Annotated in this window: 19 protein-coding genes; 15 read left to right on the top strand and 4 right to left on the bottom strand. The window is 62.5% G+C overall.

The features are described from left to right. Window positions 1–72 precede the first annotated feature (72 nt). The 12 genes from AB8A33_RS13330 to AB8A33_RS13275 all read left to right on the top strand — a co-directional run bounded on the left by AB8A33_RS13330 (window position 73) and on the right by AB8A33_RS13275 (window position 14,064). Entirely contained in the window at window positions 73–1,860 is a 1,788-nt protein-coding gene (locus AB8A33_RS13330; protein ID WP_439093213.1) for a NirA family protein, read from the top strand. Then, on the top strand, window positions 1,857–3,461 hold the full coding sequence (locus AB8A33_RS13325) for a sulfite reductase subunit alpha (protein ID WP_439093212.1): 1,605 nt from the start codon (window positions 1,857–1,859) through the stop codon (window positions 3,459–3,461). The genes AB8A33_RS13330 and AB8A33_RS13325 overlap by 4 nt, the downstream gene beginning before the upstream one ends. Window positions 3,462–3,817: 356 nt before the next feature. Further along, entirely contained in the window at window positions 3,818–4,915 is a 1,098-nt protein-coding gene (locus tag AB8A33_RS13320) for an ABC transporter substrate-binding protein (RefSeq protein ID WP_439093211.1), read from the top strand. Then, window positions 4,893–5,933: an ABC transporter permease gene (locus tag AB8A33_RS13315; protein WP_439093210.1), complete on the top strand. Its 1,041-nt coding sequence runs from the start codon at window positions 4,893–4,895 to the stop codon at window positions 5,931–5,933. Before AB8A33_RS13320 ends, AB8A33_RS13315 begins: the two co-directional genes overlap by 23 nt. Then, on the top strand, window positions 5,927–6,718 hold the full coding sequence (locus AB8A33_RS13310) for an ABC transporter ATP-binding protein (protein WP_439093209.1): 792 nt from the start codon (window positions 5,927–5,929) through the stop codon (window positions 6,716–6,718). Before AB8A33_RS13315 ends, AB8A33_RS13310 begins: the two co-directional genes overlap by 7 nt. A 117-nt stretch (window positions 6,719–6,835) precedes the next feature. Continuing rightward, window positions 6,836–7,792 carry an ABC transporter substrate-binding protein gene (locus AB8A33_RS13305; RefSeq protein ID WP_439093208.1) on the top strand — a complete coding sequence of 319 codons (957 nt, stop codon included), beginning with the start codon at window positions 6,836–6,838 and terminating at the stop codon, window positions 7,790–7,792. Window positions 7,793–7,817: 25 nt separating this feature from the next. Then, the gene (locus AB8A33_RS13300; RefSeq protein WP_439093207.1) at window positions 7,818–8,684 is read left to right on the top strand and encodes an ABC transporter permease; all 867 of its coding nucleotides are present in this window, start codon (window positions 7,818–7,820) and stop codon (window positions 8,682–8,684) included. After that, window positions 8,677–9,483: an ABC transporter ATP-binding protein gene (locus AB8A33_RS13295; RefSeq protein WP_439093206.1), complete on the top strand. Its 807-nt coding sequence runs from the start codon at window positions 8,677–8,679 to the stop codon at window positions 9,481–9,483. Before AB8A33_RS13300 ends, AB8A33_RS13295 begins: the two co-directional genes overlap by 8 nt. Window positions 9,484–9,651: 168 nt before the next feature. After that, a complete protein-coding gene (locus AB8A33_RS13290; RefSeq protein ID WP_439093205.1) occupies window positions 9,652–10,794 on the top strand; it encodes an acyl-CoA dehydrogenase family protein in 1,143 nt (380 codons plus the stop codon). 25 nt (window positions 10,795–10,819) lie between these two features. Beyond that, window positions 10,820–11,914, top strand: a complete 1,095-nt coding sequence (locus tag AB8A33_RS13285) for an LLM class flavin-dependent oxidoreductase (protein WP_439093204.1) — start codon at window positions 10,820–10,822, stop codon at window positions 11,912–11,914. Next, entirely contained in the window at window positions 11,911–12,855 is a 945-nt protein-coding gene (locus AB8A33_RS13280) for an ABC transporter substrate-binding protein (protein WP_439093203.1), read from the top strand. The genes AB8A33_RS13285 and AB8A33_RS13280 overlap by 4 nt, the downstream gene beginning before the upstream one ends. 168 nt (window positions 12,856–13,023) lie before the next feature. Beyond that, a complete protein-coding gene (locus AB8A33_RS13275) occupies window positions 13,024–14,064 on the top strand; it encodes an aliphatic amidase (RefSeq protein WP_439093202.1) in 1,041 nt (346 codons plus the stop codon). Between the two features lie 64 nt (window positions 14,065–14,128). Here the strand turns inward: AB8A33_RS13275 and AB8A33_RS13270 are convergent, their stop codons facing one another. The 3 genes from AB8A33_RS13270 to pxpB are packed head-to-tail and all read right to left on the bottom strand — an operon-like array spanning window position 14,129 to window position 16,705. After that, window positions 14,129–14,899: a LamB/YcsF family protein gene (locus AB8A33_RS13270; RefSeq protein ID WP_439093201.1), complete on the bottom strand. Its 771-nt coding sequence runs from the start codon at window positions 14,897–14,899 to the stop codon at window positions 14,129–14,131. Between the two features lie 31 nt (window positions 14,900–14,930). Then, a complete protein-coding gene (locus AB8A33_RS13265) occupies window positions 14,931–15,977 on the bottom strand; it encodes a biotin-dependent carboxyltransferase family protein (RefSeq protein ID WP_439093200.1) in 1,047 nt (348 codons plus the stop codon). Beyond that, on the bottom strand, window positions 15,974–16,705 hold the full coding sequence (pxpB, locus tag AB8A33_RS13260) for a 5-oxoprolinase subunit PxpB (RefSeq protein WP_439093199.1): 732 nt from the start codon (window positions 16,703–16,705) through the stop codon (window positions 15,974–15,976). Before pxpB ends, AB8A33_RS13265 begins: the two co-directional genes overlap by 4 nt. Before the next feature lie 252 nt (window positions 16,706–16,957). On the opposite strand from pxpB, the gene AB8A33_RS13255 reads away from it, so the two are divergent. Together AB8A33_RS13255 and AB8A33_RS13250 are read left to right on the top strand one after the other, a co-directional pair. Beyond that, window positions 16,958–17,656, top strand: a complete 699-nt coding sequence (locus tag AB8A33_RS13255; protein WP_089264363.1) for a ribonuclease activity regulator RraA — start codon at window positions 16,958–16,960, stop codon at window positions 17,654–17,656. Window positions 17,657–17,683: 27 nt separating this feature from the next. Next, window positions 17,684–18,088, top strand: a complete 405-nt coding sequence (locus AB8A33_RS13250) for a (R)-mandelonitrile lyase (protein ID WP_439093198.1) — start codon at window positions 17,684–17,686, stop codon at window positions 18,086–18,088. 40 nt (window positions 18,089–18,128) lie between these two features. On the opposite strand, the gene AB8A33_RS13245 is transcribed toward AB8A33_RS13250, so the two are convergent. Then, window positions 18,129–18,593, bottom strand: coding sequence for an Lrp/AsnC family transcriptional regulator (locus AB8A33_RS13245; RefSeq protein ID WP_439093197.1), 465 nt, complete (start codon window positions 18,591–18,593; stop codon window positions 18,129–18,131). A 156-nt stretch (window positions 18,594–18,749) separates the two neighbouring features. Here AB8A33_RS13245 and AB8A33_RS13240 point away from each other — a divergent pair, with 156 nt between their 5' ends. Beyond that, a complete protein-coding gene (locus AB8A33_RS13240; RefSeq protein ID WP_439093196.1) occupies window positions 18,750–19,763 on the top strand; it encodes a 1-aminocyclopropane-1-carboxylate deaminase in 1,014 nt (337 codons plus the stop codon). The last annotated feature ends 14 nt before the right edge of the window (window positions 19,764–19,777 follow it).

Raw genomic sequence — 19,777 nt, 5'->3', positions numbered from 1 at the left:
CCTGAGCCTGCGCGGTCCGCAATCCTTATCCCCGTTGAAGCCACGCTGTGGCCCGCAGGAGCTTCGTCCCGCATGAAAATTGAAACGCTCTCCATCGACTTTACTGACGAACAGAAGCGCTACCTCGAAGGCTTTTCGACCGGGCTGCAGATCAGCCGTGTCGGCAAGGGTCTCGGCGGCGGCGCGTCAGCCAAGGCCAATGCGGAGCCGACCGGACCGGATGCCCCGCATATCAAGGCGCAGGATCGCATCATCGCGTCAGGCAAGAAGCTGGTCGAGCAGGAGAAATGGAAGCGCGAGGAACATCCGTTCGACGCGTATCCGCGGCTGCGCGATCAGGCCGCGATCGACGCGCGGCCATCGCCGGCCGACAATTTCCGCTGGCGCTATTACGGCATCTTCTATGTCGGTCCAACGCAGGACTCCTATATGTGCCGGCTTCGGATCCCGAACGGCATCATGAAGCACTGGCAGCTTGCGGGTCTTGCCGATCTCAGTGACGAGCTCTGCGGTCCGTTCTCGCATGTGACCACGCGGGCCAATCTGCAGGTGCGCGAGATTCCGCCGAAAAATGCCGTGAAGCTGATCGAGGGTATCCAGGATCTCGGTCTGTGCTCACGCGGCTCCGGGGCCGACAACATCCGCAACGTCACGGGCACGCCGACCGCCGGCATCGACCCGCAGGAAATCCTCGACACGCGGCCCTATGCGCGCGAGTGGCACTATCACATCCTCAATGACCGCTCGCTTACCGGCCTGCCGCGCAAATTCAATGTCGCGTTCGACGGCGCTGGCAAGATCGCCGTGCTGGAGGACACGAACGACATCGCCTTCCAGGCAGTCGAAGTGAAGGATGGCTTCGGCGTCGCGCCCGGTGTCTGGTTCAAGCTCGGCATCGGCGGCATCACCGGCCACAAGGATTTCGCCACCGATACCGGCATCGTCGTGAAGCCGGAAGATTCCACGAAGGTGTCCGACGCCATCGTGCGCGTCTTCATCGATCTTGGCGACCGCACCAACCGGCTTAAGGCGCGGCTGAAATACGTGATCGACGGCATGGGTATGGAGAAGTTCCTGACCCTGGTCGAGGACAAGCTCGGCCAGCCATTCACGCGCATTTCTGCAGACGCGCTGATGCCGCGGCCGGAATTCGACCGCACGGCGCATATCGGCGTGCACAAGCAGAAGCAGGACGGGTTGAACTGGATCGGCGTCGTGTTGCCGCTGGGCAAGGTGACGACCGATCAGATGCGGGGGCTTTCGAAGATTGCGGCCGATCTGGGCGACGGCGATATCCGCCTCACGGTGTGGCAGAACCTGCTCATCCCCGGCGTGAAAGACGCGAATGTCACGCTGGCGACTGCGGCCATCGAAGCGCTCGGTCTTGCCATCAAGACCACCGAGATCCGCGCCGGCCTGATCGCCTGCACCGGCCGCGCCGGCTGCAAGTTCGGCAATGCGGATACCAAACGCACGGCAACGAATATCGCCGAATGGTGTGATACGCGCGTCGAGGTCGATACGCCGATCAACATCCATCTGACCGGCTGCCATCATTCCTGCGCGCAGCATTACATCAGCGACATCGGTATGATCGGCGCACGCGTGGCGCTCGACGATAGCGACGACACCGTGGACGGCTTCCATATCTTCACCGGCGGCGGTTTCGGCCCGCAGGCCGATGTCGGGCAGGAGGTCTATCAGAACGTGAAGTCCGAGGACGCGCCTGTCGTCGTCGAGCGTCTGCTGAAAGCCTATCTCGCCCACCGCGTTTCGCCGGACGAGACCTTCCTCACATTCTCGCGCCGTCACGACGCGGCTTCGTTGCGTAAGCTTGCTGATGAACAGATGTCCGCATGAACCAGATGACGCCGCCACCCAAACTCGAGATCATTCCTGCGTCTGCGCCGTTCTCGGAAGCGCAACGCTCCTGGCTCAACGGCTTCTTCGCCGGCCTGCTGTCCGATGCACCGGCGACGCCGCTCTCTGCAGAGCAGGGCGCCGCGATCATGGAGGAGGACGACGGCGCGCCGTGGCACGACCAGACCATGCCGATCGCCGATCGCATGAAGCTCGCCGAGGGCAAGCCGGTGCGTCGCAAGATGATGGCGGCGATGGCGCAGCAGGACTGCGGCCAGTGCGGCTATAACTGCAACGACTATTCCGACGCGATTGCCTCCAAGGCCGAAGCGCGGCTGAACCTGTGCGTACCCGGCGGCAAGGAAACCGCGCGGATGCTGAAGTCGCTCTATGAAGAGCTCGACAAGGCGCCGGCAGGTGCCGCGCCCGCGGCAGCGACGACTGCTGCTGCGGAGCCGGTCGAAGTTGCTGCGCCCGATCCGTCGACGCTCGGCCGCTCGCGCGACAATCCAGCACCCGCCGTGTTTCTCGGCCGCCGCCTGCTCAATGGCAAAGGCTCCGAGAAAGAGACCTGGCATATCGATTTCGATCTGTCGGGCTGTGGTCTCGATTACGTCGTCGGCGACAGTTTCGGCATCTTTGCGTCGAACGATCTCGGTCACGTCGACCAGATCATCGCGCTGCTCGGCGCGTCGCATACGACGGAAGTGCGCGGCAAGACGCTGCGCGAGGTGCTGCAATACGACGTCTCGCTGGCCCCGGCACCGGACTCGCTGTTCGAGCTGATGTCCTATCTCACCGGCGGGACCCAGCGCGCCAAGGCGCGCGCGCTGGCGCAGGGCGAGGACCCCGATGGCGATGCCGCGACGCTCGACGTGATGGCGGCACTGCAGAAATTCTCCCGCGTGCGTCCGCATCCGGAAGCTTTCATCGAAGCGCTGGAGCCACTGCAGCCGCGGCTCTACTCAATCTCGTCATCGCACAATGCGACGCCCGGCAAACTATCTCTCACCGTCGATATCGTTCGTTACATGGTAGGCAAGCGCAAGCGCCACGGTCTAGCCTCGAGTTTCCTCGCCGATCGCATCCAGCCCGGCGACAAGCTCAAGGTCTATGTCCAGAAGGCCCATGGTTTTGCGCTGCCGGAAAATCCGGAGACGCCGATCATCATGGTGGGGCCGGGCACCGGCATTGCGCCGTTCAGGGCGTTCCTGCACGACCGCAAGGCCACCAAGGCGCCGGGCAAGAACTGGCTGTTCTTCGGCCATCAGCGCAGCGCCTCGGATTTCTTCTATGCCGACGAACTCAATGGCATGAAAACCGAAGGCTTCCTCACGCGCCTGTCGCTGGCGTGGTCGCGCGATGCCGGTGAGAAGTTCTACGTGCAGGATCGCATGCGCGAGGTCGGCCGCGACGTCTGGACCTGGCTCGCCGAAGGCGCCCATGTCTATGTCTGCGGCGATGCCAAGCGCATGGCCAAGGATGTGGAGCGGGCGCTGGTCGACATCGCCGCCCAGCACGGTGCGCGTTCGACTGATGAAGCGGTGATGTTCGTCAGCGAGCTGAAGAAAAAGGGACGGTTTCAGCTCGACGTATATTGAGGCGAGGGGGGATAACGCCTCCATGTCGTCCGGCGCAGGCGGACGACGGCGCCCAGAAATGACAGTGCTGCTGAAATGCGAATGCGTAGAATAGTTGTGCGCCGCTAAATCCCTTCCTCTCTCAGAGCCGATTGCATTGGAGATAATCTCTCCATCCTGCGCGACATTCAAAATTCCATTTTATTGACCGAAGCCGCCGCGCTGCGCATCCTCGTACCATCGAAATCACAGGGGCGGGAGTCGTCGGACTCTCACGGCTGAGCTTCCACTCAACACATTGACCATCGCATCAGCGCGAGCCGCAGCACCATGCGTTGCGGCCACGGGCAGCGCTGTGCCGATCGCAAGGAGACCAGATGTCGAACGATGATCACAACCGCGAGCCGCTGATGGATCGCCGGTCGCTGCTGCGCGGCGGCGCTGCAGCCGCATTGGCCGCACCACTCGGCGTATGGGGCGCGCAGGCGTTTCCGTTCCGGCAGGTGTCACCCATCGATTTTTCCGAATTTCCGATCTGCAGGACCGCATCGGAGGCGCCTGCGCTCACCGGTGCACCGCGCAAATTGAAGCTCTCCTGGAATGCCGGCGCGGTCTGCCTTGCGCCGCTGCCGGTTGCCATCGATCATGGCTTCTTCCAGAAGCAGAACCTTGACGTCGAACTGGTCAATTACAGCGGCTCGACGGACCAGCTTCTCGAAGCCATTGCCACAGGAAAATCCGATGCGGGCCTGGGGATGGCGCTGCGCTGGCTGAAGCCGCTGGAGCAGGGCTTCGACGTCAAGATCGTCGCCGGCACCCATGGCGGCTGCCTGCGCGCGCTGGCGCCGGCGAAATCGGAGGTGAAGAGCGTTGCGGATTTCAAGGGCAAGACCATCGCCGTCGGCGATATGGCCGGCCCCGACAAGAACTTCTTCTCGATCCAGCTCGCCAAGGCCGGACTCAATCCGGACAAGGACGTCGAGTGGCGGCAATATCCTGGCAACCTCGTGCGGCTCGCCGTGGAAAAGGGTGAAGCACAGATCGGACTGGCATCCGATCCGCTGGCCTATCTCTGGCTCAAGGATGGCGAGTTGAAGGAGGTCGGTTCCAATCTCGATGGCCCCTACAAGGATATCAGCTGCTGCATCGTCGGCGTGCGCGGCAGCCTGCTGCGTGACGATCCGCTGGTCGCGCGCGGCCTTACGCAGGCGCTGCTCGATGCTGCGATGTTCGCATCGCAAAATCCGGAGAAGGCTGCAAAGTCGTTCCAGCCCTATGCGCCCAAGAATGCGACCATCGAGGATCTGCTGGGCATGGTGAAGTATCACACCCATCATCATCACCCCGTGGGCGATGCGCTGAAGCGCGAGCTGAAATCCTACGCCGACGATCTCAAGACGGTCTCGGTGTTCAAGCCGTCGACTGACACCACCAAATTCGCGGAGCGCATCTATGCCGACGTATTCCGCGTCTGAGATCGCATCGCTTGGCGCTGACCGCGAGACCGCGCTCATTGCCGGCGATGGCGGACTTCAAGTCGTCAACAAGCTTCGTTTCAGCATTACGGGGATCGGGGCGGGGCTCGCCTGGCTGGCCTTCGGCCTGTCATGCCTGCGATGGCCGGATATCGGCGATTGGCCACGCACCGAAGCAGTAGCCTATACGGCATTCGCGATTGCTGGCGGCATCGCGATTGCAACCACAGCGCAGGCAGCGCTCGGCAAGTTCGGCGATGGCGTGCAGCGACGCGCGCCCTGGCTGTTTGCCTTGGGAGCGTTCCTGACGCTGTGGGAGCTTGCAACGGCGAAATTCGGCTGGCTGCCGTTGCCGTTCTTCCCACCGCCGCAGTCGATCGTCGAGGTCTATACCGACGACCTGCCGAAGCTGCTGGACAGTGCCTTCGCCTCGGTGAAGCTGCAGCTCGGCGGATACTTCATCGGCGCGGCCGTAGGCTTCCTCACCGGCGTTTCCATCGGCTGGTCGCGGCTCGCGGGCTACTGGGTGCATCCGATCCTGCGGTTCATCGGGCCGTTGCCGGCGACGGCCTGGCTGCCTATTGCGTTCTTTACGTTCCCGTCAGCCTGGAGCGCCAGCACGTTCCTGATCGCACTGGCCACCGGCTTTCCGGTGACGGTGCTGACCTGGTCGGGCGTAGCCAGCGTCAGCACCGCCTATTACGACGTTGCACGAACGCTCGGCGCCAAGCCGTCGTTTCTGGTGACCAAGGTCGCAATCCCCGCAGCATTGCCGCATGTGTTCGTCGGCTTGTTCATGGGGCTTGGCGCGTCTTTCGCGGTGCTGGTCGTGGCCGAGATGATCGGCGTCAAAGCCGGGCTTGGCTTCTATCTGCAATGGGCGCAGGGCTGGGCGTCCTACAACAACATGTATGCCGCGTTGATCGTGATGTCGTTGCTCTGCTCCGGCGCGATCACGCTGCTGTTCAAGGTGCGAGACCGGTTGCTGGTCTGGCAGAAGGGCGTCGTCAAATGGTAGCGCTCGCGACAGCATTCAAGCCAGCGGCGACCGGCGCGTCGCTGGAGGTCAAAGGTGTCAGCCACGCCTTCGATATCGATGGCAGCGTGTTGCCTGTGCTCGACGATGTCAGTATATCCGTCGCGCCCGGCGAGTTCGTTGCGCTGCTCGGGCCCTCCGGCTGCGGCAAGTCCACGCTGCTGCGCCTCGTCGCCGGTCTGGAGCCACCGCGCGCCGGCACGCTGAACGAGGATGGCGTCGCCATCATCGGGCCGTGTCCGTCCCGCGTCGTTGTGTTTCAGGACCCGACACTGTTTCCGTGGCGAACAGTCTGGGACAATGTCGCGCTCGGGCTGGAGGCGCAGGGCGTTCTCAAGACGCAGCGTCACCGTGTCGATGCCGCGATTGATCTCGTCGGCCTCGGCGCATTCAAGAAGGCCTATCCGCATCAGCTCTCGGGCGGCATGGCGCAGCGCGTGGCACTGGCGCGCGCGCTGGTGAACGATCCGCGCATCCTCGTGCTCGACGAGCCGCTCGGCAAACTCGATTCGCTGACACGCATCACGATGCAGGCCGAACTGGTTTCGCTGTGGCAACGTAACGGCTTCACGGCGCTACTGGTGACTCACGATGTGGAGGAGGCGCTGTTTCTCGCCAACCGCGTCATTGTGTTCAGCGATCGGCCTGCACGGGTGACGGCGGACATCGCCGTTGACCGGCCATATCCGCGCCATCGCGGCGATCCGCACCTGGCCGAGTTGCGGCGACAGATCCTGGGGCTGCTTGGGCTGGATGCGACGTGGTGAGATCCTCCCAAATATGATCCATTGCGGGCCAGGGCACGCTCCACCGATAGCTGTATACGAGGCACGGATATTGCATACCTTTTGGGCTGACACACGGTTCAGCCCAAGGGTAATGACATGTACAGCACCAACCGACGCGATTTCATCCGCCTGACGGCCATTGCCGCGGCGCTGTCCACGACCAGCATCAAGGCGTTCGCCGCTGACCGGGTGGTCAAGATCGGAACGCTGAAGCTCATTCACGGCGTTACTCCGTATTTCTACGAGAAATTCGCGCCGGATGGCGTCAAGTTCGAGGTGATCCCGTTCGAGACCCCGACGGATGGCAAGAATGCCGTCGTGACGGGTACGGTCGATTTCGGCATCTTCGGTTTTGCTGCGGCGACGCTTGGCGGCGCCAATGGCGAGCCGATCGTGGTCATCGCATCTGCCTGCAATCGCGGCATGGCCGTCGTCGCCAAGAAGGATTCAGGGATCAACACCATCAAGGACCTGAAGGGCAAGAAGGTTGCGATCCTGCCGGGCTCGACGCAGGAAGTCGTGATCCTCGATCGCCTCGCGGCCGAAGGCATGACGGTGAAGGATGTCGAGGCTGTCAGGTTGTCGTTCAGCGACATGGCGCCGGCGCTCGCCCGCGGCGACATCGACGCCTATGTGGGCGCCGAGCCCGGCCCGGGCATCAGCCTCGCCAATGGCGTAGGTCAGATCGTCGAATATCCCTATACGACCCCAACCGGTTCGCTGAACATGGTGCTGGCCACGCGCCGCGAACTGATCGAGAAAGATCCAGAACTGATCAAGGCACTGCTCAAGACCCACCGCCTGGCCAGCGAATACGCTATGAAGGACCGCGAAGCCTTCATCGCCATCGCCATGCAGAAGCTCGGCCAGCAGAAGCCGTCGATCGAGAAGGCCGCGCCCAATGTGGAGCTGACCTGGAACATCGACGACCAGTTCATGAAGCAGGCGGAATATTACGGCGGCCAGATGCTGTCCAAGAAGCAGATCCGGCAGTTGCCGGACTACAAGACCTTCATCGACGCCAGCTTCGTGAAGGCGCTGGCGGCCACGTGAGCGCGTCGTGAGCCTGCAAAGCACGATGGATGATACGTCCAACAGGGTGCAGCTTGCGCCGACAGCGGAGACTCCACCGGTGCCTGCGGCCGGGAAGCGCGGGCAGGGCGTGCAGCGGGCGCGCACGGTCGCGCTCGCGCTGATTGTGCCGGTCTGCCTGATGGTGGTTTGGCACGTGATGGTGCGCTGGACCGGCACGCGACTGGTGCCGTCGCCCTATGGCGTCGCCGTGATGATGTGGGATTTCGCTTTCGGCGGCATCTATGACGACGCCTACAGCGCCAGCCTGCCGATCCATTTCTGGAAGAGCGTGCAGCGTGTCTATGGCGGCTTTCTCTGTGCGGCGGCGATCGGCATTCCGCTCGGGCTGATGATCGGGCGTATGCCGTTGCTACGCAAGCTGCTCGATCCGACGTTGTCGCTGCTGCGACCGATCCCGGTGACGGCATGGCTGCCGCTATCGATGATCTTCTTCGGCCTTGGCCCGCGCGCGGCGATCTTCCTGGTGTTCCTCGGCGCGTTCTTCCCGATCCTGCTCAATACGGTGTTCGGAGTACGATCGGTCGATATCAGGCTGTTCGAGGCTGCCGAGATGCTTGGCTGCAGCGGCGCGCAGCAGTTCCGCTCGGTCGTGCTGCCCGCGGCACTGCCAAGCATCTTCAACGGGCTTCGTCTCGGCGCTGGCTTCGCTTGGATCCTGATCGTGGTCGGCGAGATGACCGGCGTGCCCGAAGGCCTCGGCGCCGTCATCATGGATGGCCGCACACTGTCGCGCACCGATCTCGTGATCACCGGCATGATCATCATCGGCATCACCGGCTTCGTGTCGGATCGTATCCTGCTGATGCTCAGCAACTACTTCCTTCGCTGGAGCCCGCAGCATCATGCTTGATCGACCGCCCACAATTGCGCCTGACATCCTCGAAGTGAGCGGCGTGCAGAAATTCTACCAGGCTTCCAACGGCCCGGTCGAAGCATTGCGCGGCGTCAACCTCACCATCCGCAAGGGCGAGTTCGTATGTCTGCTCGGAGCGTCGGGCTGCGGCAAGTCCACCTTGCTGCGCATCGTTGCCGGTTTCGAGAAAGCGACTGAGGGCTCGGTCACCATGTACGGCTTTCCGGTCGACAAGCCGGGCCCGGATCGCGGCATGGTGTTTCAGGATTACGCGTTGTTTCCATGGCTGACGGTGCGCGACAATATCGGCTTCGGGCCGAAGCATCGTCGTCTCGCGACCAAAGTCGTGAACGAACTCACCGACAAGTTCATGGCCATGGTCGGGCTGACGGCCTTTGCCGATCGCTATCCGCACCAGCTTTCCGGCGGCATGAAGCAGCGCGTCGCCATTGCGCGGGTGCTGAGCAATGACACCGACGTGCTGCTGATGGATGAGCCGTTCGGCGCGCTCGATGCGCTGACGCGCAGCAAGCTGCAGGAGGAACTCGTCGAGATCTGGCGCACCACCGGCCTTACGGTGATCTTCGTGACGCATTCGGTCGAGGAAGCCGTGATGCTGGCGGATCGCGTCGTCGTGATGTCGGCGGGACCGGGCCGGATCGATTGCGAGATCGAGGTTGATCTGCCGCGTCCGCGTGACGTGGCATCGCCTGAATTCAACGCGTTGCGACGCGAGGTCACACAGAAGCTCACGAGCCATATCGCCGGCAGCCGCGGCGTTGCGGCAGATTCCTGAATCGGGCTTCAAAAGTGCGCGAATAAAATTCTCGCCTGTGCTCGCCGGAGAGAATTTTCGCCTGCGGGCCTGACAGCCATCAGGCCCGCTGTCGTTATTTCCGGGTACCGCTTGTAACGCCTGCCGAACGGCATTCTCTAGGGTCAGAGAAGCCGAAAGCAGTACAATATGGACGCGGTTCCCAGCATTATCGATCGGGTCAATTTGCTTGCACCGGGCTTTGCCGAGCGCGCACAGCTGCACGATCGTGCGGCCAGCTTCCCGGTAGAAAATTTTCAGGAATTGTCTGACGCGGGTCTGCTGGCATTGCCGGTGCCGAAGGCGCTGGGTGGAGCGGGCGCCGGCGTCAGTGAGGCCGCGCGCGTGGTGGGAATCGTCGGCAAGGCCGATGCGGCCACGGGCCTCGTGCTGGCCATGCATTACATCCATCATCTGGTGATCGCGAAGAACGGCCGTTGGCCAGAGCATCTGGCGCATCGGGTGTCGACCGATGCGGTGAAGGGCCTCGCGCTGATCAACGCGTTGCGCGTCGAGACAGATCAGGGATCGCCATCCCGGGGCGGTCTGCCGGCGACGACAGCGACACGCACCGCGGAAGGCTGGCGTATGACCGGCCGAAAGATCTATTCGACGGGCGCGCCACTCCTCAAATGGTATACCGTGTGGGCAAAGACCGACGAGCCGGACGTGCGCGTCGGTGTGTTCCTGGTGCCGTCGGGTCTGCCGGGCACGACAATTATCGAGACCTGGGATCACCTCGGCCTGCGCGCTAGCGGCAGCCATGACGTCGTGTTCGAGGACGTGCTCATCCCACTCGAAAACGAAGTGGATGTGCGTCGTCCCGCCGAATGGGGCGCGCCGGATGTGTCGCAGGCGACCATCCAGGCGGTGCTCGTCGGTGCCGTCTATGATGGCGTTGCGCGGGCTGCGCGCGACTGGCTGATCGACTTTCTGAAGACCCGCACGCCGTCGAGCCTCGGCGCGCCGCTGGCGACACTGCCGCGGGCGCAGGAGATCGTTGGCGGCATCGAGGCGAAGCTCGCGGTCAATGCGCGCCTGCTCGACACTTTCGCACGGGACATCGATGACGGAGCCGCACTGACGCCGGTCGAGGCGAACATCCTCAAACTCACGGTTACCAACAACGCCGTGGCCGCTGTCGAGGACGCGCTGTCGCTCACCAGCAATCATGGTCTCACCCGCGCCAATCCGCTGGAGCGGCATTACCGCGACGTGCTGTGTGGCCGCGTGCATACGCCGCAGGACGACAGCACCAGGATTTCCGCCGGCCGTATCGCGTTCGGCATCTGAACAGCAGCAGGAAGTGGAGACAACCATGTCCGTCGAATTCATCGGCTTCATCACCAACAACGACGCATCCGAGACCCGCGTGCGCTCCGGCCCGGTGCTTGACCCCAGCTATATCGAAACCGTCGCGAAGGCGCACGAGCTCGCCGGCTTCGACCGCGCGCTGCTCGCCTTCCATTCGACCTCGCCGGACGGCCTCCAGGTCGCCCAGCATGCGCTCGGCGTCACTGAAAAGCTGAAAGTGATGATCGCCCAGCGTCCGGGCTTCACCGCACCGACGGTGATCGCGCGCCAGCTTGCCACTATCGAGAATTTCCACCATGGCCGCGTCTCGCTGCATGTCATCACCGGCGGCAATGCCAAGGAGCTGCGGCAGGATGGCAATACGCTCGACGACAAAGACGAGCGTTACGCGCGCACCAGCGAATGGCTCGATATCATCAAGCAGGAATGGACGAGCGAGAAACCATTCGACTATGCCGGCAAGTATTATCAGGTCGAAGGTGGCTTCTCGCAGGTGAAGCCCACGGCACCGATCCACGTCTTTGTCGGCGGCGCGTCGGACGCGGCCATCGAAGTATCGGGCAAGCATGCCGATACTTTCGCGCTGTGGGGTGAATCCTACGCGCAGGTGCGTGACGTCACCGGCCGTGTGCGCGCTGCCGCCGCCAAGCATGGGCGGCCGGCACCGCGTTTCAGCCTGTCGGTGCGCCCGATCATCGCCGACACCGAGGAGAAAGCCTGGGCCAAGGCCGACGACATTCTCGCCCGCGCCACCGCGCTGCAGGACAAGACCGGCTATCGCAAGCCGGCCGATGGCCATGCCACCGCCGGCGCAAAGCGTCTGCTGGCGCTGGCCGAGCAGGGCACCCGCATCGACAAGCGGCTGTGGACCGAGATGGCAGCGCTCACTGGCGCCAACAGCAACACGACGGCGCTGGTCGGCACGCCCGAGCAGGTCGCCGAGGTGTTCGCCGATTACTACGATCTTGGTGTCAGTCACTTCCTGATCCGCGGCTTCGATCCGCTGATCAATGCTATCGATTACGGCCGCGAACTGATCCCGCGCACCCGCGAACTGATTGCGGCGCGTGACGCCGCCAAAGGAGTTGTCGCAGCATGAAACGGCTTGTCCTCGCCGCCGGCCTGATCCTCGCAGCCTTCGCATCTTCGGCGCATGCCGAGACGACACTGATCGTCGGCGACCAGAAGGGCAATGCGCGCGCCGTGATGGAAGCATCCGGCGTGCTCAAGGATGTGCCCTACAAGATCGAGTGGAAGGAATTTGCCGCGGCAGCACCGCTGCTGGAGGCGCTCGGCGCCGGCGCGCTCGATAGCGGGTTGGTCGGCGATGCGCCCTTCACCTTTGCCGCGGCGGCCAATGTGCCGGTCAAGGCAATCGGCGCGATCCGGCAGACCGGCGACGGCCTCGCCGTGCTGGTGCCGAAGGACTCGACGATCAAGAGCTTCGACGATCTCAAAGGCAAGAAAATCGCCACCGGCCGCGGCTCGATCGGGCATCAGCTCATTCTCGCCGCGCTGGAGCAGAAGGGCTGGACGGCGAACGATGTGCAGATCGTGTTCCTCGCTCCGTCGGACGCCAAGGTCGCTTATACCCGCGGCTCAGTCGACGCGTGGTCGACTTGGGAGCCTTATGTGAGCCAGGAAGAGGTGCTGTTCCAGTCGCGCGTCCTGCTGAATGCCGAGGGCCTGACATCGGGGCTGAGCTTTGTGGTGGCGACGCCGAATGCGATCCGCGACAAGCATGCCGAACTCGAGGACTATCTCCGCCGCCTCGCCGCAGCCCGCGCCTGGGCGCTGAAGAACGCGGACGCCTACGCGCAGACCTGGGGTAAGCTGATGAACGTGGCCCCGTCGGTGCCGCTGAACTGGCTAAACCGGGCCAAGGTCAGGATCGCGCCGGTCGATGACGGCGTCGTCGCCGACGAGCAGAAGACCATCGATCTCTATCTGCGCAGCGGTCTGATCAAGCAGAAGCTCGACGCCAATGTGCTGGTGGACCGGTCGTTCAACGATGCGATCGGGAAGGGCGCGGGATTGTAGACCTTTCCGATCACTGCTCTGTAAGTTGTGTGATGCCCGGCCAGCGCGAAGCGAGCTTCGCTAGATGTGCCGGGCATTTGCGTTTTCATATGTGGCTATCCGTAAATCCACGTATGGCCGGTCTCCGGCACACAGCACAGGATCACCGCCAAACGGAGGTCCTGCATCATGCATCACGGTGATATTTCATCCAGCAAGGACGCGGTCGGCGTCGCGGTCGTGAATTACAAGATGCCGCGGCTTCACACGAAAGCCGAGGTGCTGGCCAATGCGCAGAAGATCGCCGACATGATCGTCGGCATGAAGATCGGTCTGCCCGGCATGGATCTGGTGATCTTCCCTGAATATTCCACCCAGGGCATCATGTACGACTCCAAGGAAATGTACGAGACCGCCTCGATCGTACCAGGCGAGGAAACCGAAATTTTCGCGGAGGCCTGCCGCAAGGCCAAAGTCTGGGGCGTGTTCTCGCTGACCGGCGAGCGGCACGAGCAGCATCCGCACAAGGCACCTTACAACACGCTGATCCTGATGAACGACAAGGGCGAAATCGTTCAGAAATATCGCAAGATCATGCCATGGGTGCCGATCGAGGGCTGGTATCCCGGCAACTGCACTTATGTCTCCGAAGGACCCAAAGGGCTGAAGGTCTCGCTGATCATCTGCGATGACGGCAACTATCCTGAGATCTGGCGCGACTGCGCCATGAAGGGCGCCGAACTGATCGTGCGCTGCCAGGGCTACATGTATCCCGCCAAGGACCAGCAGGTGCTGATGGCCAAGGCAATGGCCTGGGCCAACAACACCTATGTGGCCGTTGCCAACGCGTCAGGCTTCGACGGCGTCTATTCGTATTTCGGCCATTCGGCGATCATTGGTTTCGATGGCCGCACGCTCGGCGAATGCGGCGAGGAAGATTACGGCATTCAATATGCGGCGCTGTCGAAGTCGCTGATCCGCGATGCACGGAAGACCGGGCAGTCGGAGAACCATCTCTTCAAGCTGCTGCATCGCGGCTATACCGGCACGATCAATTCCGGCGAGAGCAACAAGGGCGTCGCGGCGTGTCCGTTTGATTTCTATTCGACGTGGGTGAACAATCCTGACAAGGCGCGGGAGAATGTCGAAGCGATCACGCGCACGACGGTGGGCGTCGAGGAATGCCCGATCGAGGGGCTGCCGCATGAGGGGATGCTGAACGACAGGTAGTCCAACCTCGTCATTCCGGGGCGGCCGCGCACCTTGCGCGGGCGAACCGCAATGACGATTGGGCTTAGAGTGCCGTCTTGAACGGCGCCACATCGATTCCCGCCTTTTTCAATCCATCGCGCACATGGCGGCCGAGCTCCACAGCTCCCGGCGTGTCGCCGTGAATGCACACTGTGTCCATCTTCATCTTGATCACCTTACCAGTGATCGAGATGACTTCGCCGGTCTGCGCCATCTTTACCACGCGATCGGCGACCATGACGGGATCATGCAGCACCGCACCGGGCTTCTTGCGAGAGACGAGATTGCCGTTGTCCTCATAGGCGCGGTCGGCGAAGACTTCATGCGCCAGCGGCAATCCGGCGGCTTCACCTGCGGTGACGAGCTTGGAATTCGCCAGTACCACAAAAGTGAGATTGCGATCGACCGCCTTGATGCCGGCGGCGATGGCGCGGGCGGTCATGTCGTCCTCGCAGGCAACGTTGGAGATCGCGCCATGGGCCTTCACATGGGTGACCTTGTAGCCTTCCATGGCGGCGATCGCCTGCAAGGCGCCGATCTGATAGGCGATCAGGTTCTCGATCTCCAGTGACGTGAGACCGACGATGGGGCGGCGGCCGAAGCCGTGCAGATCGCGATAGCCGGGATGGGCGCCGATCTTGACGTTGCGCGCTTTCGCAAGCTGCACGGTCTTGCGCATCACGTCGGCGTCGCCGGCATGATAACCGCAGGCAATGTTAACCGAGGATGCGAGGTCGATCATCGCGGCGTCATTGCCCATCTCCCACATGCCGAAGCTTTCGCCGAGGTCGCAGTTCAGATCGATGGTCGCCATGGTCGTGCTCTTTCGTAAATAGGGTTCGAAATCAGTCTTGCGCGTCTGCCGGCTGCGGCGCCTGCCACGTCTCGACGTCGATCGCGCTGACTGCGGTGCCAGCGACATTGGCCGACAGCAGCGCCTTGATGTCCAGCATCAGGATGTTGGAATCATGGACACGGCCGGGCAGGCTCTGCAGCAGTTCGGCGAAGGCGCGGTATTCAGCCTGCGCTTCGGCCATGGAGATGGCCTTGAAGCGGAAAGCACGGCCCGGCTGGGTCTGGCCGAAGCGGCCGAGATCGGTCGAGATCACGGTCGCGATTTTCGGATAGCCGCCTGATGTGCCACGGTCGGGCATCAGCACGATGGGCTGGCCGTTGCCGGGTACCTGGATCGAGCCGTTCACGGTGCCGTCGGAGACGATGTTGTGGCCGTGCAGATGTTTGATCACGGGGCCTTCGAGGCGATAGCCCATGCGATCGCTGGTCGCCGAAATCTTCCAGTCGCTATTCAGGAACAGATCCTTGGCGTCACCAAATTCGTCATCTTGCGGCCCAAGCACCACGCGGATTGGACCCTCGACCGGCGCGGGCAGGTCGATGCGCTTCTCGTTGGCGCTGCTGGCCGTCGCCACCGGCAATTCGTCACCAGCCTGCAGCGGGCGCGGATAGGGACTGCCGAGACCGGCGCGGGCATTCACGGCCAGGCTGCCAAACATCGGCTCGCCGCGGATCCCGCCCTCGATGGCGAGATAGCCGAAGGTGCCGGCGCGGGCGACGCCGAGATTGAGGCTCTCGCCATCGGCCAATGTTACCGACGTGTTGACCGCGACAGGTGTGCCGGCAATATCGGCTGGCCGTGTTGCACCGGTGAGCGAAATCCGAACAGCGCCGCCTTTGGCAGTGAAGACTGAGTTCAACGGGCCGAGTTCGATGGTCGCTGCGAACAGTGTGTTGCCGAGCAGCGCATTGGCGGCGGCCATCGCCAGTCGATCGACGGCACCCGATGGCACCAGGCCATAGCGCTGTGCGCCGAACCGGCCGACATCCTGCACTGACGTACCGGGGCTCACGGAAGTGACGATGAGCTTGCTCATGACGCGATCAGCTCCGCGACGAATGCACCGGCTTCGGCCGCGCGGTCCTGCTCGGCAAATGTCTTCTCGTCGACGGCGGCGAAAGTGATGGCGTCGCCGGGCTCCAGAAGAAATGTCGGATCGCGGCCGAGCTGATAGGTGCGCACGGCGGTCCGTCCGAGCAGATGCCAGCCGCTGGGGCCGGCGAGACATTGCACGCCGGTCTGGATGCCGCCGATGGAGATCGTGCCGGGCGGCGTCAGCAGCCGCGGATTCTGCCGGCGTGACATCTGCATCGAACTCGGCAGCCCGCTCAAATAGGACCAGCCCGGTGTGAAACCGATCATCGCCACCTTGTAGTCTCCGCCCACATGGCGCGCGACGACTTCGTCTTGCGTGATGTTCAGCGCCTTGGCGACGTCTTCGAGATCGATGCCATTCTCGCCGCCATAGGCGACCGGGATGCGCCAGCGTCGTGCCGCCTTGGCCTCAGGCAGCGGCTGTAGTGCCAGTTCGGTCAGCTTGTCACCCAAAGCATCGAAGCCGATCTGCAGTGGATCGTAATGCACCAGCAGGGAGCGATAGGTCGGCACGGTTTCGGTGACGGCAGCAAGGCCGGCTGACGCGACGAGTTTGTCGAGCGCCAGCACCCGGCGGTTGGCTTCCTCGTCGATGGTGCGGCTGAATTCGACCGTGATGGCAGCATCGCCACTGGGGAGGATGCGGGGCGGGGAGAGAGCTGCGACCATGGCCTCACAACGTCAGTATTGGACGACCATGCATAGCGCGTTTTACCAGCGAGTGGAATTCGCAATCTGAAAATAGCCGTGCATCTTCAATAAATTAATACGCATGTTGGCGATAAGCCGTACTGATCGCAGAGGTTTCATCACATTGCATGGCGCTTTGAAGCAGCAGCCCTTGACGCGCTGGCATTCCACCGCAAGATGCGCCGCCGTAAGTCCAATCTCCTGCATCCTCTGACCTGAAGAGCCCTGCGTATGTCCCTGACACCCGAAGCCATTGCCACCCTGTCGAAGGTCACCACCGCGACCATCACCACCGTTCTCCTGAAGAAGGGCCTGCGCAATGTCTGGCTGCGCGGCGCCAAGCCGCTGCGCCCGGGTCAGCCCCGTCTCGTCGGTCCGGCCTTCACCCTGCGTTTTGTGCCGGCGCGCGAGGATCTCGCCACCCCGGAATCGTGGTCGTCGCCGATCTCGACCCGCACCGCCATCGAAGCCATGCCGGAAGGCTGCATCGCCGTGGTCGATGCCATGGGCATCACCGATGCCGGCATCTTCGGCGACATCCTCTGCGCCCGCATGCAGAAGCGCGGCGTGGCTGCGCTGATCACCGACGGTGTGGTGCGTGACATCGAAGGCGTGCTCGGCACCAATCTGCCGGTCTGGTGTGACGGTTATGCCGCTCCGCCGTCGGTCGCCGGCCTGACTTTCGTCGGCTGGGGTGAACCGATCGGCTGCGGCGGCGTTGCCATCTTCCCGGACGACGTCATCGTCGCCGACCAGGACGGTGCTGTTGTGATCCCCAAGGCCTTCCTCGATCTGATCCTCGCCGAAGGCGCCGAGCAGGAGCGCATGGAAGCCTGGATCGTCAACGAGGTGAATAACGGCGCGACGCTGCCCGGCCTGTATCCGATGAATGCCGAGACCAAGGCGCGCTACGCCGCGTCGAAGAAGTAACGAAGACAGCAACAGCGAGACCGTGCCATGAAGCTTTTTCCAGCAGGTTCGCGCCCGACCAAAAGGGCGCCAGAGGAATACTTCACGGGCACGGTCTGGCAGGACCCGGTGATTGTCGCCGAAGCGCCGGCGCGGCTGGTGACCTTCCGCGTCAGTTTCGAGCCGGGCGCACGCACCGCCTGGCACACCCATCCGTTCGGGCAGACACTTTACGTCATAGCAGGCGCCGGGCGCTTTCAGACCGAAGGCCAGCCGGTCGTCGAGATCAAACCGGGCGACACCGTCTGGATTCCACCGGGCGAGAAGCACTGGCACGGCGCGGCACCGACCACCGGCATGACCCATATCGCCATGCAGGAAGCGCTCGACGGCAAGACCGCAGACTGGATGGAAAAGGTCAGCGACGAACAATATGCGAAGCCGGTCGGCTAGGACGGCTAGGCATCGCCGGGTACGGGGACGAACGCTGGGTTCAAAAGTCTAGCGGCGCATTGTCCACGACCTCTTTCATGACGAAGAAGGTGCGGGTCTGACGGACGCCGGGCAGCGCGATGAGTTGCGTGCCGTGAATGCGATTGAAGTCGGCCATGTCGCCGACGCGGATTTTTAGGAAATAGTCGAAGTCGCCGGCGACCAGGTGACAATCGAGAACGAATTTCAGTTTGGCCACCGCCTTTTCAAACACTGCAAAGCTTTCCGGCGTCGAGCGATCGAGCACGACACCGACCATGACCAGCGCGCCGCGGTTGACCTTCTCGGGCGCAATGATGGCACGTGTGTTCCTGATATAGCCTTCGTCAAACAGCTGCTGCGTGCGGCGATGACAGGTGGCGGGACTGACATTTACCTTCGCGGCCAGATCGGCATTGCTCAGACGCCCGTCTTTCTGCAGCAAATGCAGCATGCGAAGTCCGATTTTATCAAGAGTTTCTGCCATGAAAGAATCTTCCGAATTTTTGGAATCTAGTGCGTCTTACTTCCAGTTTAGATGGATATGGTACGATATATAGTATCGAACGGCCATATCTTTGAAAGCACCTTCCGCACCGAAAATGCTAGATGTACCACCAGTTTTCACGACAACAGGTGTCACATGCTCGAAGGCTTCGAACGCTATCCGCTCACCTTTGGACCCACCTATATCGAGAAGCTGGAGAAGCTCTCGGCCCATCTCGGCGGTAAGGTCGAACTCTACGCCAAGCGCGAGGACTGCAATTCCGGGCTAGCCTATGGCGGCAACAAGCTGCGCAAGCTCGAATACATCATCCCCGATGCCATCGCGTCGAACGCCGATACGCTGGTATCGATCGGCGGCGTACAGTCCAATCATACACGCATGGTCGCGGCCGTTGCGGCCAAGATCGGTATGAAGTGCCGTCTCGTGCAGGAGAGCTGGGTGCCGCATGAGGACGCCGTCTACGACCGTGTCGGCAATATCATGCTCAGCCGGATCATGGGCGCGGATGTGCAGCTCGTCGACGAAGGCTTTGACATCGGCATCCGCCATAGCTGGGAAGAAGCGATCGAGGATGTGAAGGCCAAGGGCGGCAAACCCTACGCTATTCCGGCTGGTGCCTCCGTGCACAAATTCGGCGGTCTCGGCTATGTCGGATTCGCCGAGGAAGTCCGCGCGCAGGAGAAGGAACTCGGCTTTGCATTCGACTACATTGTCGTCTGCACCGTGACCGGTTCGACCCATGCCGGCATGCTGGTAGGCTTCGCCAAGGACGACCGCCAGCGCAGGGTGATCGGCATCGATGCATCTTTCACGCCGGTCCAGACTAAGGCGCAAGTTCTGCAGATCGCGCAGGACACGGCCAAGCTCGTCAAACTCGGCAAAGACCTCGTCGAGGATGATGTGGTGCTGATCGAGGACTACGCCTATCCCGTCTATGGCGTGCCATCGGAAGAGACCAAGGACGCCATCCGTCTCTGCGCGCGCCTCGAGGGGATGATCACCGACCCCGTCTATGAAGGGAAATCGATGCAGGGGATGATCGACCTCGTGCAGAAGGGTTACTTCCCTGAAGGATCCAAGGTGCTCTATGCGCATCTCGGCGGCGCGCCGGCTCTGAATGGATATGGCTACGCGTTCCGTAATGGATAGTGCCGTTACATCGC

The sequence above is a fragment of the Tardiphaga sp. 813_E8_N1_3 genome (assembly GCF_051811025.1).
Classification (GTDB): domain Bacteria; phylum Pseudomonadota; class Alphaproteobacteria; order Rhizobiales; family Xanthobacteraceae; genus Tardiphaga.
Note: the sequence above shows the minus strand (reverse complement) of the source record. Positions and strands in the feature narration are given on the sequence as shown.